Raw genomic sequence first — 12,801 nt, 5'->3', positions numbered from 1 at the left:
CACCCGGGAGGGTGTGGGAGAGTAGGTCACCGCCGGAACATCATTACACGGTCGAGGACCCCCAACCACGTTGGGGGTCCTCCCGCATTTAACCCCAAAACCACAAATGCCAGCTGAGATTCTCGCCTTAAGGGAGGTCCCGGATGCCCGCTCGACGATCATCAGATACAGCGATCTTCAGTTGCGCCCTCGCGCCCGGGTATCTCACCCTTGATGAGAACCATCGCCGGACTGACCTGTCCTTCGGATACGTCCGAGAGTGAGGGCGACAGCACTGCACGGCGGCTTGGATCGAGCGCTGAACGCCCCGGCCGCGGTGAGAGGGCGGCCGGCCTGGGCTGGCCGGAGAGAAGCGTTCAGCGGTTCCGGACGCGTCTGCGGGGGTGCGTTGTGAGTCTCGCCACCGCAAGGCCCTCCGGCGGTGACGCCGTTAGTCGGTGACGGGTTGCTCGCCTAGAATTGGGGTAGATGTACGGACTTCGAAGCGCTTGATTTCGGGTTGCGTAGGAGACGAAACACGGAACAGAGCGGCTGCGATTGCGCCAGTGGTCAGCTCGCAACAGGAGGATTCCAGCATGGCTGAGCACAATGATGGCAACCGCGGCGGCAAGGCTCGCGACAAATCTGGCGGAGCCCCTTTCCGCGGCACGAGCAACTCGGGCGGCGACCCTCGCGGATTCCGTTCCAGGGACGACGGTGAACGTAAGCCCTATAGCGGTGGTGGCGCCGGCGGTGAGCGTAAGCCTTACGGTGATCGTGCCCCGCGTGAAGGCGGCGGACAGCGCAGCTTCGGCAGTGGCGACCGCAAGCCTTACAGTGGTGGCGAGCGTAAGCCGTATAGCGGTGGCGCCGGCGGTGAGCGTAAGCCTTACGGTGATCGTGCGCCGCGTGAAGGTGGAGGCCAGCGTAGTTTCGGTGGCGATAGCCGCCCGTCCTATGGCGAGCGTAAGCCGTACAGCGGTGGTGGCGCCGGTGGCGAGCGGAAGCCTTACGGTGATCGTGCCCCCCGCGAAGGTGGAGGCCAGCGTAGTTTCGGTGGCGATAGCCGTCCGTCCTATGGCGAGCGTAAGCCGTATAGCGGTGGCGCCGGCGGTGAGCGTAAGCCTTACGGTGATCGTGCGCCGCGTGAAGGTGGAGGCCAGCGTAGTTTCGGTGGCGATAGCCGCCCGTCCTATGGCGACCGTAAGCCGTACAGCGGTGGTGGCGCCGGTGGCGAGCGGAAGCCTTACGGTGATCGTGCCCCCCGCGACGGTGGTGGGCAGCGTAGCTTCGGTGGCGATAGCCGTCCGTCCTATGGCGACCGTAAGCCGTATGGCGATCGCGCCCCCCGTGAGGGCGGCCAGCGTAGCTTCGGTGGTGGCGACCGCAAGCCTTACAGCGGCGGTGAACGTAAGCCCTACAGCGGCGGCGAGAACCGCAAGCCGTTCGGCAACCGCGAGGACCGTCCGGCACGCAGCTTCGACCGCGGCGATTCAGGCCCGCGCCAGTTCGGCCGCGACCGCCCCGAGGACCGCCCTGTGCGCGTGCCGAATGCCCGCGATCTCCGCAGCGCCAATCGTCCCGACCGCGAGCGTTCACCCCAGATCGACGAGGACGTCACGGGCAAGGAACTGGACCGTGCCACCCAGCACCAGATCAAAACCCTCGAAGACAACAGCGCCGAGTGGGTTGCACGCCACCTGGTCATGGCGGGCCGCCTCCTGGACGAGGAGCCGGAGCTTGCCTTCCAGCACGCCCTGGCGGCCAGCCGCCGCGGCGGACGCCTCGCGTCGGTCCGCGAGGCCGTGGGCCTGACCGCGTACGCGGCCGGCCATTACGGTGAAGCCCTGCGGGAATTCCGCACCTACCGCCGGATCAGCGGCTCCAACATGCACCTGCCGGTCATGGCAGACTGCGAGCGGGGCCTTGGCCGGCCGGACCGTGCCCTGGACATGGCACGATCCGAAGAAGCCAAGGATCTCGACGCCCCGGGCAAGGTGGAATTGGCGATCGTCGCCGCAGGCGCCCGCGCCGACCTCGAACAGTTTGATGCCGCGGTTTCCGAGCTGGAAATCCCGCAGCTGGACATCAACCGTGCCTTCTCCTACAGCCCCCGGTTGTTCCGTGCCTACGCCAATGCGCTCACGGCCGCCGGCCGGGCCGCCGAGGCCACCAAGTGGGAGCGGCAGGCCGTCGTAGCCGAAAACGCGCTGGGCCTGGGGGCTGAAGAGGAACCGGACATCATCGATCTCGGCTGGGACGAGGAAGAGGAAGCTCGCGAGGAAGAGCGTCAGCGCCGGCTCCGTGCCGAGGAGGCCGCCGACAAGCACCCAGGGACCGAGGAGCGCGCCCCGCGTGCCGCAAATGCTGCGGCAGCGGCGGAAGCCAGCGGCGCAGCCGAAGCGGAAACCGGCCTGAACCCGGTCGAGGAAGGATCCGACGACGCCGAGTCGGACTACTTCGAGTCCGATGACGCCGAGTCCGACCAAGACTCCGTGGAAGCCGACGAGCTCGATGATGCCGATGCGGAATCAGGCTCCGACGCGGACCAGGAACTCGTCGACCACTCGGCGCCTGCCCAGCATGAAGGCGTGGAGGACTAGACGCATGACCGAAGCGGCCCTGATCGCCACGTTCGACGCCCTGCTCTCCGACCTGGACGGTGTGGTCTACGCCGGGCCCCATGCCATCCCCGGAGCCGTGGAGTCGCTGCGGCGGCTCGCCGGCGTCGGGGTGGGCTTGGGGTATGTCACCAATAACGCATCGCGTTCGCCCGCGCAGGTGGCGCAACACCTGCGCGAGCTCGGCGCCCCGGCCGAGGATCACCAAGTGGTGAGTTCCTCACAGGCGGCAGCAGCCCTGCTGGCATCGATGCTGCCGGCAGGAGCGCGCGTGCTGATCACGGGCAGCGCCGCGCTGGCCGAGGAAATTGAGCTGGTCGGCCTGGTTCCGGTCCGCAGCGCGGCGGAGAGTCCTGTCGCCGTCGTGCAGGGCTTCAGCCCGGATCTCGGGTGGAAGGATCTCGCCGAGGCGTCCTACGTCGTCTCCGGCGGCGCCCTGTGGGTGGCGACCAACACGGACATGTCCATTCCCCAGGCACGGGGGATCGCCCCGGGCAACGGGACTCTGGTCGCGGCCGTGGCCGCAGCGACCGGTCAGAGCCCGATTGTGGCCGGCAAGCCCGAGGCGCCGTTGTTCCACACCGCTGCCAAGCGGCTGGCCGCGGACCGGCCGCTCGTCGTCGGCGATCGCCTGGACACCGACATCCTGGGCGGCAACAACGCCGGTTTCTCGACGGTGGCCGTGCTGACCGGCGTGGACACCAGGGAATCGATCCTCGCCGCACGGTCCATGGAGCGTCCCGATTTCCTTATCCAGGACCTGACCGCCCTGTACTCGCCCTACCCCGCCGTGGAGCACGACGCCGGACGGTTCCGGAGTGGCTCAGCCTCGGCGATCGTGCGCGGACAGTCCGTCCACATCAGCGGCGACCCCGCCGATCTGGACTCCTGGCGCGCGGCGTGTTCCGCATGGTGGGCCGCGAACCCCGAGACCACCAGCGCCCTGGCGCCGGTCCTCGAGTGGCTCGATCACTAGACTGGAACCATGACCGAGCCAAACCACGAGCCCAGCCCCGGAACAGACCAGGCGGACCAGGACTCCGGGCCCGGGGCCCGGCCGATGGACGCGGCGGTGGCAGCACAGTCGCTCGCGGCCGACGTAGCTTGGCCCGTGCTGCCGTCGCAGCTTCGCGCGGGTGACGGGCACGGGCACCAGACGCACGGGGCCAGGACGCCGATCAAGGACCCGGCCGTCAGCGCCGTGCTGGACCGCCTGGCGGCGCTGCAGCAAACGCCCGTGTCCGGGCACGGCGAGCTCTACGCCGGCATGCACGATGCACTGCTCGAAGCCCTCAATGAAGACCTGGCATCCCACGCTGGCCTTGCGCGCCGGATCCATGCCGCGGGGACGGGGGATCGTGAGCCGGCTTGACCAGGCCCTTGTCAGCCGCGGGCTCGCCAGGTCCCGCACCCATGCCGCCCGCCTGATTTCCGAGGGCAAGGTCAGCTCCGGCGGCCACATCCTTGCCAAGGCCTCCCTGCAGATTGCCGATGCCGCCGTGCTGGACGTCGCCGCTTCCGCCGAGGACGGCTACGTGAGCCGCGCCGGGCACAAGCTGGCCGGCGCGCTGGATGCGTTCCCCGCCGTCGTCGTCGCCGGCAAACGATGCCTCGACGCCGGTGCCTCCACCGGCGGTTTCACGGATGTGCTGCTTCGCCGCGGCGCCGGCCACGTGGTGGCCGTGGACGTCGGGCACGATCAGCTGGTCCCGGAAATTCGGCATGATGCGCGGGTTTCCGTCCACGAAGGCCTCAACGTGCGGTACATGACACCCGGGGAAATCGGCGGCCCGGCTGCCCTGACCGTGGCAGACCTGTCCTTCATCTCGCTGACCCTCGTGGTGGGGCCACTCGCGGCCTGCACCGAGCCCGGCGGCGACCTCGTCCTGATGGTCAAGCCACAATTCGAGATCGGCAAGGACCGGCTGGGCCGCACCGGAGTGGTCACCTCAGAGCGGGAACGCCGGCTCGCCGTGGGCAAGGTGGCTGCCGCAGCCGTGGACGCGGGACTTGACTTGAAAGGGCTCGCCCAGAGTCCGCTGCCGGGCCAGGACGGCAATGTCGAGTACTTCCTCTGGATAAAACGCGCTATGTCGGAAGTCCCGCCTAAGATCGAGGAGCGGGACGCAGCCGTTGCTGCGTTGCTCGGAACAATCTGGCCGAACCACTAGTCCCACCAGAAGGCGGAACCCGATGAGCAGGCGTGTCCTCATCCTTGCCCACACAGGGCGCGAGGAGTCCCTCAAAGCTGCCTGGGAAGCGTGCGCCCAGCTGCATGAACACGGGCTGGTTCCCGTGATGCAAAAAGCTGAGCTCGGGGACATGGTCCGCTTCTTCGGCCGGCTGGACCACCCCGTCGAGGTCCTTCACGATCACGTCAAGCTGCCCGACGTCGAACTCGTCATGGTCCTGGGCGGCGACGGCACCATCCTTCGGGCCGCCGAGCTCGTCCGGGAGGTCGACGTGCCGCTGCTCGGCGTGAACCTCGGCCACGTGGGATTCCTGGCCGAGAGCGAGCGGGCCGACCTCGCCCAGACCGTCGAGTGGATCGCCAGCCGTGAATACACGGTGGAGGAGCGGATGACGATCGACGTCCAGGTCTGGGTCCGCGGGCAGAAGATCTGGCACACGTGGGCCCTCAACGAGGCGGCGATCGAGAAGGGCAACCGGGAACGGATGCTTGAGGTGGTCACCGAAGTCGACGAGCGCCCCCTGACCTCCTTCGGGTGCGACGGCGTGGTCCTGGCCACGCCCACCGGCTCCACGGCGTACGCGTTTTCGGCCGGCGGTCCCGTGGTGTGGCCCGAGGTCGAGGCCCTGCTGATCGTACCGATCAGCGCCCATGCCCTCTTCGCGAAGCCGCTCGTCGTCTCGCCCCGTTCCAGGCTCGCCGTGGAAATCCTGAACCGCACCAACGCCCAGGGCGTCCTGTGGTGCGACGGTCGGCGTTCGGTGGACCTGCCTCCCGGCGCGCGCGTTGAAGTGACCCGCTCCGCGACGCCCGTGCGCCTTGCCAGGACGCACCAGACCCCCTTCTCCGGCAGGCTCGTGCGCAAATTCGAGCTCCCGATCCAGGGCTGGCGGGGTCCGATGCCGCAGGCCGCCGCCATCCACACCGGACCCGTCCCGATCATCCGCACGCCCCGTCCGATGCCGCCACTGCCTTCGCCGCGCCACGCGGGACCCGGTGACGCCCCCGAACCATCGCCAGATCCCTCAACCGGGAAGTGAAGCATGCTTGAAGAATTGAGAATCCGCGACCTCGGCGTCATCACCGACGCCGTCCTGCCGTTGGGCCCGGGCCTGAGCGTGGTGACCGGTGAAACCGGCGCCGGCAAGACCATGGTGGTCACCGCCGTCGGACTGCTCCTCGGTGCCAGGTCCGACGCCGGCGCCGTCCGCAGCGGTGCCAAGAGCGCCTCCGCGGAGGCGGTGCTGAAGCTCGACGCCGGGCACGCCGCCGTCGCGCGGTCCCGGGAGGCCGGAGCGGACGTTGAGGAGTTTGACGGCGGCGTGGAGCTGCTGCTGGCCCGCAGCGTCGGGGCCGACGGCCGCAGCCGTGCCTTCGTGGGCGGCCGCGCGGCGCCGGTCGGCGTGCTCGCCGAAATCGGCGAAACCCTTGTGGTGGTGCACGGGCAGTCGGACCAGATCCGGCTGAAGAGCCCGGTGGCGCAGCGCGGGGCCTTGGACAAGTTCGCGGGCGAGAGCCTGGCCGGCACGTTGGCGGCCTATCAGGAGCTGTACGCGCACTGGCAGGCCAGCCAGGGCGAGCTGGATGCCTTGCGCAGCGCAGCCCGGGAACGCCTCCGCGAGGCCGAGTCGCTGGAGGCTGCGCTGGCGGAGATCGACACCGTCGACCCGCAGCCGGGGGAGGACGACGCCCTCAAAGCCGAGGCTGTGAAGCTCGCCAATGTCGAGGAGCTGCGGATCGCGGCCAGCACCGCACACCAGGCGCTCATCGCCGAGGACTTCGGGGAAGAAGCAGACGCCACCACGCTGGTGGACGCCGCCAAACGCACCTTGGAGCACGTTGCCGAACACGATGAGGAGCTGGGCCAGGCCGCGGCCCGCCTGGCTGAGGTAGGTTTCCTGCTCAACGACATCGCCACGGAGCTCGCCAGCTACCAGGCCGCCCTCGACACGGAGGGCCCGGAACGGCTCGCGGAGATCGAGGATCGCCGGGCCGTGCTGGCCAAACTGGTCCGCAAGTACGCGCCGAGCATCGACGAGGTGCTGGTCTGGGCCGAGGAAGCCCGGGCCCGGTATGAAGAACTGCAGGACGACTCCACCCGGATCGAGGCGCTGGACGCCGAGGTATCCCGGGCCGAAGCCGGGCTGCGGAAGCAGGCCACCGCCATCAGCAAGGCGCGCACGAAGGCCGCAAAGGACCTCTCGGCCCGGGTCAGCGCGGAGCTGACGGCGCTGGCCATGGCCGACGCCACCCTGGTCATCAACGTGGAGCCCGCAGGCCAGCTGGGACCCTTCGGGGCCGACGAGATCTCGTTCCTGCTCCAGCCGCACTCCGGTGCGCCGGCCCGGCCGCTCGGCAAGGGCGCCTCGGGCGGTGAGCTCTCCCGTGTCATGCTCGCCATCGAGGTGGTGCTGGCCGCCGTCGATCCCGTCTCGACGTTTGTCTTCGACGAGGTCGACGCCGGCGTGGGCGGCCGCGCCGCCGTCGAGATCGGACGCCGCCTGGCGATGCTGGCCCGGCACGTCCAGGTCCTCGTGGTGACCCATCTGCCGCAGGTGGCCGCCTTTGCGAACCAGCACATCCGGGTCACCAAGACGTCCGTCCGGGGCGCCGACGGGGCCACCGCCACGGGCTTCACGTCCAGCGACGTGCAGCTACTGGACGACGCCGAGCGCGTCCGCGAGCTCGCCCGCATGCTGGCGGGCCAGGAGGACTCGGAATCAGCCCAGGCCCATGCCCAGGAGCTGCTCGACGACGCCAAACTCCTGCCGCAGACCTGAGCCGTCCTCCGGCGACCGCTGCCAAGGTCGCCGCAGGACCGCGCTAAGACAACAATCACATCGGGATCCCGCCAAAGAGCCCGTGGAAGGCCGAATCGATGATAAGCTCAAACCCCGTGGTGCAGCGATCAAACTCTCGTGTAAATTCCCGGTTTCCGGGCTCGTCCAAGACGACCAAACACATCTTCGTCACCGGTGGTGTAGCGTCCTCGCTCGGTAAGGGACTGACGGCTTCGAGCCTCGGTCACCTCCTGCGGGCCCGCGGTCTGTCTGTAACAATGCAAAAGCTCGATCCCTATCTGAACGTGGATCCGGGCACGATGAATCCCTTCCAGCACGGCGAAGTCTTCGTCACCGACGACGGCGCCGAAACGGACCTCGACATCGGCCACTACGAGCGCTTCCTCGATGAAAACCTCGAGGGCTCGGCCAACGTCACAACCGGCCAGGTCTACTCGACGGTCATCGCCAAGGAACGCCGCGGCGAATACCTCGGCGACACGGTCCAGGTCATCCCGCATATCACCGATGAGATCAAGCGGCGCATGCGGCTGCCCGCCGAGGGTAAGCACGCCCCGGACGTCATCATCACCGAAATCGGCGGAACAGTGGGCGACATCGAGTCCCAGCCGTTCCTCGAATCCGCCCGCCAGGTCCGCCAGGACATCGGGCGCAACAACGTGTTCTTCCTCCACGTCTCGCTCGTGCCGTACATCGGCCCGTCCCAGGAGCTCAAGACCAAGCCGACGCAGCACTCCGTTGCCGCGTTGCGCTCCATCGGCATCCAGCCCGAGGCGATCGTGATCCGTTCGGACCGCGACGTGCCGCAGCCCATGCGCGAGAAAATCGGCCGCATGTGCGATGTCGACATCGACGCCGTGATCGGCTGCCCGGACGCGCCGAGCATCTACGACATCCCGAAGACCCTGCACTCCCAGGGCCTGGATTCGTACATCGTCCGCGCCCTGGACCTGCCGTTCAAGGATGTGGACTGGACCAGCTGGGACAAGCTCCTCGACGCCGTCCACAACCCCAAGCACGAGGTTGAGGTCGCGCTCGTCGGAAAGTACATCGACCTGCCGGACGCCTACCTGTCCGTGACGGAGGCACTGCGTGCCGGCGGCTTCGCCAATGACACCAAGGTCAAGATCCGCTGGGTCCCCTCGGACGAGTGCGAAACCCGCGAGGGTGCCGTGCAGTCTCTGGCCGGCGTCGACGCCATCTGCGTGCCGGGCGGCTTCGGCATCCGCGGCCTCGAAGGCAAGCTTGGGGCCCTGAAGTACGCCCGCGAAACCAAGCTCCCGGTCCTGGGCCTGTGCCTGGGCCTGCAGTGCATGGTGATCGAGTACGCCCGCAACGTGGTCGGCCTCGAGGGCGCTTCCTCGTCCGAGTTCGAGCCGAATTCCAAGTACCCGGTCATCGCGACGATGGAAGAGCAGCTGGACATCGTTGACGGCAAGGGCGACCTCGGCGGCACCATGCGCCTGGGCCTGTACGAGGCCAAGCTCGACGAAGGCTCTGTCGTTGCCGAAACCTATGGCACCACGAACGTGAGCGAACGTCACCGGCACCGCTACGAGGTCAACAACAAGTACCGCGATCAGATCGCCGCCAAGGGACTGCAGTTCTCCGGAACGTCCCCCGACGGCAAGCTGGTCGAGTTCGTGGAACTTCCCCGCGACGTGCACCCCTACTACGTGGCCACGCAGGCGCACCCCGAGCTCAGCTCGCGGCCCACGCGCCCGCACCCGCTGTTCGCAGGCCTGATCAAGGCGGCCCTTGCGCACCAGCACGCAGCCAACGGTACCCCCGCCGCGGGTGTGAACGCCCCTGCCAAGGCGGACGCCCCGGCTGCTGCCGCCAAGCCTTCGTCGGCAGCAGTGTCCAAGTAATTTCCAACTGAATCAAAGGACGGCGCGATGCCCGGTATGTCTGAGACCCCCAATGCTGCACGGCAGGTTTCGGATGAACCGAGCCCGCGCCGTCTTTTGTCTTCACAGAAGGTCTACCAAGGCAGGATCTGGGACGTCGTCAGCGACAGTTTCCAACTCCACGCCGACGGCGACACCCTGGTCCGGGACTACATCGACCATCCCGGCGCGGTAGCCGTTCTCCCGATGAACGACGCCGGCGACGTGCTCCTGCTGCGGCAGTACCGGCATCCCGTCGGCATGGACCTCTGGGAGATCCCCGCCGGGCTGCTCGACGTCGAAGGGGAGGACTTCGTCGTCGGCGCCGCCCGCGAACTGGCCGAAGAGGCGGACCTTGTGGCGGACCGCTGGAACGTGCTGGCCGACTTCTTCAACTCCCCGGGCTCCTCCAGCGAAGCCATCCGCATCTACCTGGCCCGCGGCCTCAGCGAAGTGCCCGGACACGAACGGCACGTCCGCACCGACGAAGAGGCCGAAATTGAACTGCGCTGGACGCCGCTGGACGAGGCCGTCCAGGCCGTGCTGGACGGCCGCCTGCACAACCCGTCCGCCGTCGTCGGCGTCCTCGCCGCTGCCGCCGCCCGGGCCGAGAACTTCGACAACCTCCGCCCCGCCGACGCGCCCTGGCCGGCCCATCCCAGCCAGCGCCAATGAGCGATGCGCTGACCGCGGGCCCGCAGACGCTGGAGCCGGCCGTCCCGGCCCGTGCGGCGACGGCAATCGACCGGGCCGTCACCGAGTACTTGCAGCACATGGGGGTGGAACGGGGACTGGCGGCCAATACCCTCGCGGCTTACCGGCGCGACCTTGCCCGGTACGCGAGCCACCTCGCCCGGTCGGGGCGCCAGCACCCGGCGGACGTTACCCGCCATGATGTCACCGGCTTCGTCCAGGCGCTCTCCGACGGGTCCGACGGCGGATCCGCGCTGGGCGTCCGCTCCGCGGCGCGCACCGTGGTGGCCGTGCGGGGCCTCCACAAGTTCTGGGCGCTCGAAGGCGTCACGCCTACCGACCCCGCCAGCGATGTGCACCCGCCCATGCCCGGCAAACGGCTGCCCAAGGCCATCAGCGTCGGCGAGGTCACCAGGATCCTCGAGGCCGCCGGCACGGACACCGCCACCGGTCTGCGGGACCGTGCCCTCCTGGAGTTCCTGTATTCCACCGGTGCCCGCATCAGCGAGGCCGTGGGGCTCGACGTCGACGACATCTCCCTGCCCAGCCCCCGCGAGGCACGCGACAGCGACGGCCCGGCGATCGTCAGGCTGTTCGGCAAGGGGTCCAAGGAACGCCTTGTCCCGCTGGGGTCCTTCGGGGCACGGGCCCTGGACGCCTATCTGGTCCGCGGGCGGCCCCTGCTGGCCGCCAAGGGCAAGGGCACCCCGGCGCTGTTCCTGAACGCCCGGGGCGGGCGGATCAGCCGGCAAAGTGCCTGGACCATCCTCAAGACCGCTGCGGAGAAGGCCAACATCACCAAAGCCGTTTCCCCGCACACCCTCCGGCACTCCTTCGCCACGCACCTGCTGGAGGGCGGAGCCGACGTCCGCGTGGTCCAGGAGTTGCTGGGGCACGCCTCTGTCACCACCACGCAGGTCTACACCCAGGTGACGGCCGATACGCTGCGGGAAATCTACGCCGCCGCGCACCCCCGCGCCCTGGGCTAAAGCGGCCGGGTAGCCTCGACGTCGGCAGCTATAGGGTTGAGTACATGAAGCACACCCCAGTCACTCTCTGCTTCCCGCTCCGCGAGGCAGAAACCGGCACCCAGGTGCTGCTTGGCCTGAAGAGGACCGGTTTCGGCATCGGCAAGATCGTGGGCATCGGCGGACACGTGGAGCCGGGGGAGAGCGACGCCGAGGCCGTGGTCCGCGAGGTCTGGGAAGAGACCGGCATCGTGGTCCTCCAAGAGGACCTGGCCCATGCCGGCGTCGTCGAGTTCATTTTTCCCGCGCGGCCCGACTGGAACATGTCGTGCAGGCTCTTCACCACCCGGCGCTGGGAAGGCGAACCCACCGAGAGCCCGGAAATCATCCCCGAGTGGTTCGCCGCCGCCTCGCTGCCCCTGGAGCGGATGTGGCAGGATGCGGGGCACTGGCTGCCCCCGGCGCTGGCAGGCGAAACGATCGACGTCGTCGTGGTCCTCAACGAGGACAACGAGACCGTGGCATCGGTCCGGATCCCTCGCCGCTGAAGTAGGCGCGGCTTTCGCGCCGCTGACTTGCGCGAGTCGAAATCGTGATGCCGGGAATGCCGGGAAAGCCCCGGCCTGGCCGCTAATCTGTGGTTGGAGCATCGCGCCGCGGCAGTACAAGCACCTCCATCGCACACCCGCGAGCGGCACTCGGGCCATATTGGGGGCACGGCATGGACTCAAACAATTACGACCTTCCCGGCGAGGATTCTTCCAGCGACGGGCCGTCCACTAACACCGGGGCACGGCGGCGCTGGCCGTGGGCGGCCGCCCTCGTCGCTCTCGCCCTGGCCGCAGTCGGCGGCGGCATTGCCGTGGCCGGAAACATGGGCGCCGCCAAGCCGGCCCCCGCCGCGGCGTCGTCGGCCACCATGGTGGCACCGACAGCCTCCGCTGCCCTGACGACGACGCCGTCGCCCACCACCGCGACGCCGGTATCCGTGACGTCGTCGGCATCAACAGCACCCGCAACGGAGGGGACGGCCAGCGGAAACGCAAACGGGCGATACGTCAGTGCTGCGGCCGGAGTGTCGTTCGCCCTGCCCGACCGCTGGACGGTTGAGGAATCCGCAAACCAGAATCCCGGTTATCCGGGGACCGGAATCACCATCTTCAACGAAGCCAGGATGCAGGTGGCCGCGCTTTACCACGGCGCCACCGGGGCAGTTGGCGGCGCCTGCCCTGCAGGCACTTACAAGATGACCGAACTGGACACTGCGCCGGCACTGGATACGCCGTGGGCCAAGGCGATGGGCGTGCGGTTTTCCTTCCGCGTGCTGGATATGCGGGCCAACGGGGGCGCCTTCAAGTACCAGATTGGACTAGTCGACAAAAACAGCGGAGAAGTCAAGGACAGCTGCTTGATGTACTCCTTCGTGGCCGGTGCGCCGAAGGGGACGCTGATTTTCGCGGACCGTTCCTCCCAGGGTCGCGGGAACGATGAGCCAATCTTTAACTCGTTGGCCGAGGCAAAGGACTACATGCGGAGCCCGGACTACCGGAAGCTCAAGGCCATGATCGTCAGCCTGCAGATGCAGGACTAGCAACAAAAACAACAAAAAGCGCGGGCCGTCCACCTTTGAGAAGTGGACGGCCCGCGCGTTTTACCGCT

Annotated in this window: 11 protein-coding genes; all 11 read left to right on the top strand. The window is 68.3% G+C overall.

The features are described from left to right. The first annotated feature begins 1,517 nt into the window (after positions 1-1,517). On the top strand, positions 1,518-2,582 hold the full coding sequence (locus C8D78_RS19985; RefSeq protein ID WP_244208440.1) for a tetratricopeptide repeat protein: 1,065 nt from the start codon (positions 1,518-1,520) through the stop codon (positions 2,580-2,582). A gap of 4 nt (positions 2,583-2,586) precedes the next feature. Beyond that, positions 2,587-3,576 (top strand): HAD-IIA family hydrolase, encoded by a 990-nt coding sequence (locus C8D78_RS16335; protein WP_120954914.1) that lies wholly within the window; start codon positions 2,587-2,589, stop codon positions 3,574-3,576. A 9-nt stretch (positions 3,577-3,585) separates the two neighbouring features. Beyond that, complete coding sequence (locus C8D78_RS16330) at positions 3,586-3,972, top strand: hypothetical protein (protein ID WP_120954913.1); 387 nt, start codon at positions 3,586-3,588, stop codon at positions 3,970-3,972. Continuing rightward, positions 3,959-4,771: a TlyA family RNA methyltransferase gene (locus C8D78_RS16325; protein ID WP_208641984.1), complete on the top strand. Its 813-nt coding sequence runs from the start codon at positions 3,959-3,961 to the stop codon at positions 4,769-4,771. Before C8D78_RS16330 ends, C8D78_RS16325 begins: the two co-directional genes overlap by 14 nt. Before the next feature lie 22 nt (positions 4,772-4,793). Next, the gene (locus C8D78_RS16320) at positions 4,794-5,831 is read left to right on the top strand and encodes an NAD kinase (protein WP_120954912.1); all 1,038 of its coding nucleotides are present in this window, start codon (positions 4,794-4,796) and stop codon (positions 5,829-5,831) included. Between the two features lie 3 nt (positions 5,832-5,834). Next, positions 5,835-7,571, top strand: coding sequence for a DNA repair protein RecN (gene recN / locus C8D78_RS16315; RefSeq protein ID WP_120954911.1), 1,737 nt, complete (start codon positions 5,835-5,837; stop codon positions 7,569-7,571). 98 nt (positions 7,572-7,669) lie between these two features. Next, entirely contained in the window at positions 7,670-9,463 is a 1,794-nt protein-coding gene (locus C8D78_RS16310; RefSeq protein ID WP_120954910.1) for a CTP synthase, read from the top strand. Between the two features lie 27 nt (positions 9,464-9,490). Then, on the top strand, positions 9,491-10,156 hold the full coding sequence (locus C8D78_RS16305; protein WP_120954909.1) for an NUDIX domain-containing protein: 666 nt from the start codon (positions 9,491-9,493) through the stop codon (positions 10,154-10,156). Further along, positions 10,153-11,163, top strand: coding sequence for a site-specific tyrosine recombinase XerD (gene xerD / locus C8D78_RS16300; protein ID WP_279629533.1), 1,011 nt, complete (start codon positions 10,153-10,155; stop codon positions 11,161-11,163). Before C8D78_RS16305 ends, xerD begins: the two co-directional genes overlap by 4 nt. A 44-nt stretch (positions 11,164-11,207) precedes the next feature. Further along, positions 11,208-11,690: an 8-oxo-dGTP diphosphatase gene (locus C8D78_RS16295; protein WP_120954908.1), complete on the top strand. Its 483-nt coding sequence runs from the start codon at positions 11,208-11,210 to the stop codon at positions 11,688-11,690. 173 nt (positions 11,691-11,863) lie between these two features. Continuing rightward, a complete protein-coding gene (locus C8D78_RS16290) occupies positions 11,864-12,733 on the top strand; it encodes a hypothetical protein (RefSeq protein ID WP_120954907.1) in 870 nt (289 codons plus the stop codon). Positions 12,734-12,801 lie beyond the last annotated feature (68 nt).

Origin of the sequence: Arthrobacter oryzae (assembly GCF_003634095.1) — a bacterium.
In the GTDB taxonomy this organism is placed as follows: domain Bacteria; phylum Actinomycetota; class Actinomycetes; order Actinomycetales; family Micrococcaceae; genus Arthrobacter; species Arthrobacter oryzae.
The sequence above is the reverse complement of the archived record's forward strand: the minus strand, read 5'-3'. Positions and strand labels throughout refer to the sequence as shown.